This window comes from Rhizobium sp. 18055 (genome assembly GCF_902706285.1).
In the GTDB taxonomy this organism is placed as follows: domain Bacteria; phylum Pseudomonadota; class Alphaproteobacteria; order Rhizobiales; family Rhizobiaceae; genus Rhizobium.
In genome coordinates, this window is record NZ_CACSKD010000442.1 from 1 (window position 1) to 399 (window position 399).

The 399-nt window shown below is 69.7% G+C and carries 1 protein-coding gene; it reads left to right on the forward strand.

Annotated elements, in window-relative coordinates; all coding sequences use genetic code 11:
• The coding region (locus tag GVL52_RS32585) for an FAD-dependent oxidoreductase (protein WP_160012798.1) at nt 1–399 on the forward strand (399 nt) is incomplete at both ends.

Genomic DNA, 399 nt, shown 5'->3' on the forward strand with positions numbered 1-399 from the left:
GACCCACGGTGCCCGAAGACTGGCTGGCCTTCGGCGACCGCATCCTCACCACGGATACCCTGTTCGAGCAGCCGGAACCGGGGCCGCGCATGGCGGTGATCGGACTCGGCCCGGTCGGCGTGGAGATGGCGCAGGCGCTGTCGCGGCTCGGCGTGGAAGTGGCGGCGTTCGCCACCGGCAACGAGGTGGCGGGCCTGTCCGATCCGTCGATCAACGATGCGCTGCGGGATCTCCTGAAATCCGAGTTCGTGCTGAACGTCGGCGGCAAGGTGCAGTTGCGCGAATTGGCCGGCGGCATCGAAGTCACCAACGGCGACGCGACCGTCGTGGTCGACCAGGTGCCCGCGGCCATGGGACGCCGCCCGAACGTCGAACACCTCGGGCTGGACACGCTGGGCG